This is a genomic window from Actinomycetota bacterium (genome assembly GCA_018830725.1).
Taxonomy (GTDB): Bacteria; Actinomycetota; Humimicrobiia; order JAHJRV01; family JAHJRV01; genus JAHJRV01.
This window is the reverse complement of the sequence record JAHJRV010000081.1, coordinates 1-3,754: the sequence shown is the minus strand read 5'-3', so window position 1 is coordinate 3,754 and position 3,754 is coordinate 1. Positions and strand designations below refer to the sequence as shown.

4 protein-coding genes are annotated in these 3,754 nt (G+C 28.4%); 1 reads left to right on the top strand and 3 read right to left on the bottom strand.

Translation table 11 applies throughout. From position 1 onward, the window contains the following. The coding region (locus tag KKC53_03845; GenBank protein MBU2598298.1) for a DedA family protein at positions 1–306 on the bottom strand (306 nt) is incomplete at its 3' end. 457 nt (positions 307–763) lie between these two features. Between KKC53_03845 and KKC53_03840 the strand changes: the two genes are divergently transcribed. Then, positions 764–1,405 (top strand): DedA family protein, encoded by a 642-nt coding sequence (locus KKC53_03840; GenBank protein MBU2598297.1) that lies wholly within the window; start codon positions 764–766, stop codon positions 1,403–1,405. A 124-nt stretch (positions 1,406–1,529) separates the two neighbouring features. Here KKC53_03840 and KKC53_03835 read toward each other — a convergent pair whose 3' ends face one another. Both KKC53_03835 and corA read right to left on the bottom strand, forming a co-directional pair. Then, positions 1,530–2,546, bottom strand: coding sequence for a ketopantoate reductase family protein (locus KKC53_03835; GenBank protein ID MBU2598296.1), 1,017 nt, complete (start codon positions 2,544–2,546; stop codon positions 1,530–1,532). Positions 2,547–2,707: 161 nt separating this feature from the next. Next, on the bottom strand, positions 2,708–3,673 hold the full coding sequence (gene corA / locus KKC53_03830) for a magnesium/cobalt transporter CorA (GenBank protein MBU2598295.1): 966 nt from the start codon (positions 3,671–3,673) through the stop codon (positions 2,708–2,710). Positions 3,674–3,754: the final 81 nt, after the last annotated feature.

The following is a 3,754-nucleotide window of genomic DNA, read 5'->3' as shown; positions in this document are numbered from 1 at the left end:
TCTTTCAACCTTATCAAGTTCTTCTTTTCTTAAAAAAACATATTTACCATACTTCTCTAAAAACGGCCTTCCCCCCAATTTCCCAATATAGTATGCAACATAAGAACCAAATAAATTTGCTAATGAGCCAACCAGAGTTACCAATATTAAATTAAGATTTCCAACTGCTGATAAAAATCCCCCAAACGGCATTGTTATCTCGCTTGGTATGGGAACACATGCGCTCTCTAAAAACATAAGAATAAATATAGCTAAATATCCAAACTGACTTATATATTTTTCTAAAAAATTAATTATAGCTTCCATATTCTTACTTCAACAAATTTTAACTATTAATCTTAACCCTTTACTTTTTATCTTAATTATTAGATTCCTTCTTTCTTCCTAAAAAAATCGTGAAGGAAGATTCTTTTTGTTATTACCAGATAGGGATGATTCATGTGAATTCTATATTATTTATAAAAATATGGCAAAAGTAACCAGAAAGATTTTTTAGAAATTAGTAATAATAATAATTATTGTACAATCTATAAATATTCTCGCAAATTAGGGGTGAATTTGTTTTTGTGATTTATTTTTTTATTATAATTAAAAATCATTTTGACTAAACATTATTTTGGCAATTAACAACTGGGGGGTTAATTATAAAATATGGACAATGGAAATTAATAAATGTATATAATCATATAAAAATTACTTATTATGTGAATTGTTTATAAAATACTTTACATAAGATTTCAGAGAATAAATTTTAGTGAATATTGTGAATATTTTAAAAAATATTTATCATTTTCTTACAAATATAAGACCGGGCTCGATCTATGTGGGGTTAGGCTTTGGAATGTTTTTGGAGAGTCTTGGAATACCTTTTGCCTTTGCACCATTTTTAATAATTTCATCAGAGAAAGTGGGAGAAAATATTTTTACTTATATATTCTCAGTTCTGGCAGGATCAATTGGCGGTACTCTTGGTTCATCAATCAGTTATGGTATTGGTAGAGGAATCATTACCCCTTTTAGAAAGAGACTGAAAAAAAACAATTTTAATAATTTTAAAAAAAGTAATAAACCTAACAAAATCAACAGACTTATTAAGAAATATGGCGAGTTTTCAGTTTTTCTTGCTCAACTTATAGGACAAACAAGAACATTTATATCATATCCTGCAGGAGCATTGAAATTCAACTTTAAAAAATTTGTTTTATATACTTTTTTAGAATCTGCTATTTGGTGTGCTCTTACACTGGGATTAATCACATTCATAAATGAACTCTGGCATAAATATAAACCATTAGTTGAAATTCATTCAGGTCTAATTATTATAATACTATTTGTTATAATGGTTTTTATTTCGCAAATATGGATTTATATAATTTCAAGGAGAACTAAAAAGGATATTAATTAATGTAATGCAACCCTTTAGGGTTGTATTACTAAGCAAAGCTAAAGCCTTGCCCTACATAATTGAATTATTTTTCCTTGCCCTACATCTCTCACATATTTAGTTAAATATTTGGTATTAAAAATCCTTAATCTTTGAAATTTTCCCGGTTTAATTTACCCTCAGCTATATTTTTTAAAGTGTAATAAAAAAAGTCATTAGCTGGTGTGTCAATTTTCAATCTCTGTCCATACTTAACTACTGCTCCATTTAGAACCTCAACTTCAGAATATTTTTTACCTTTTTTAAAATCCTGCCAGAGTGATGGCATCTTTTCACCACGAGATTTTGCAATTCTATTTTTTAATATCATTTGTGTAAGAGGTTGTGGAAGATTTATAACAAATTTAAGTAAATTCACATTGTAGTCTGGTAAATTAACTATCCCCAACCCCAGTTTGGATATTACTTTACATGCTTCTCTAAATGCCATTTGTTCCTGTAAGAACAGCTCATAATTATTGGATATTTTTAAAGGAGATAAGTCATATATAGCGGAACTTGCATTAGCAATTATATTTAAAAGTAATTTTGACCACTTGAGTTCTCTGTAATTTTTAAAAACTTTCGTTTTAAATCTTGCTTTTTCAAATATTTCTTTCAATTTATTCACTATTTTCTTTGCATTTTCTATCATAGCTACTGGAGCTAATCCAATACCACCTTTGATAGTATTCTGTCTTACCACCCCAGGTTCTACCAAAGATACGCTAATAGTAAGTGCACCCGAAAAGGTATTTTCCTCACCGAAAAAACTTGATATCGTCTCCTCATTACCAACTCCATTCTGTAATGTTAATATATTACACTTTTTCCCAAATACTTCTAAAAGTTCTTCACAGGATTGCTTTGTACTATATGATTTCATTGTAAAAACAAAAAATTGAGGACTAAACCGACTATTCTTCAATTCAATTAAATTAGTACAAGCAAATAGATTTTTAACTAATTTTTTTTCTTTTGGAAGTTCAATTACTAGACCATCGTTTCTTACCTTAGATATGTGGGGATCTCTTCCAACTAGGGCTACTTCCTCTCCTGATAATGAGAGTTTTGCTCCAATAAGTGAACCTATTGAACCAGCCCCTATAATTGCAAATTTCAAAATTTAACCCCCATTAAAATTCTGGTTAGTTTTATTTAAGTGTCTAAATCGAAAAAGTGATATAAAAAATTATTTATAGAAGTTTGATGTTTTAACAATTATGTATTTCCTGTTTTATATAGAAAGTGAAAGAAAATACTCATACAGCAATATTAGATCACTTATATCCAATGTTTAATCTTAAAATAGAAAAACATCCCTAAACCCATTAGAACCATTACAGAAAATATGATTATAAAAGCAAATGGGTTTTTTGCTATAGGAAGTACTATATTCATACCATACATACTTGATATGAAAGTTAGAGGAAGTATTATAACAGATATAATGGTTAGTGTTTTCATAATTTCATTAATACGATTTGAAACTATGGATTGATGTGCATCATGAAGACTCTCAATCATCTCTCCATAACTTACTAAACTGTCCTGTATTTTATCAAGGTGGTCAACGATGTCTCCAAAATATACATCCAGTTCATCTGAAATAAATTCACTATCTCTAGCCTCTATTTCTTTTAATATCCTTCTTTGAGGATCTATTATATTTTTAAAGAGAATTATGTTTCTTTTTATGAAAAGTATGTCCTTTATTGTATCTCTAGTAGCTCCATTAAATATCGTATTTTCTGCATTCTGAATATTTTGCCTTATTTTGTTTAGAATTGGAAAACAATAGTCAACTAAATCATCAATGACTTTGTGTAATAAATAATCAGTTCCCTTAGAAAGGAGCTCCTTATTTTTTGAAACATCCTCAAGTGTTTTATTTAGAGCTTTAATATAACCTTTTCGAATTGTAATTAAAAAGTTTGTTCCCAAAAATATGTTCACCTGTATTGGTGACAACCTTTTAGTTGTTTTATCAAAAATTGGAAAATGCATCACTAAGAAGTGGTAATCCTCATATAAATCTATCTTTGGTCTCTCAATTAAACTCACACAGTCTTCTAAGTCTAATGGGTGAAATCCGAAGGTTTCTTTTAACCAATCCATTACTTCTTTTTGTGGTTCATCTATGTCCACCCACATAATATAATTTGGATTCTTAACTAATACTACTGCATCTTTTTTTTGAGCATCTAAGTTTATAGCTTTTTTTTCTCGGTCATAAATTAAAATTTTCATATCCAATAAGTTTCATTATAATTTTATATTTTATAAATTATACAACCAAAGTGTTACCGATGTATCTCTTCTTATACATTA

Coding starts and splice junctions, on each gene's coding strand:
- corA (MBU2598295.1), bottom strand. CDS start 3,673: ATGAAAATTTTAATTTATGACCGAGAAAAAAAAGCTATAAACTTAGAT.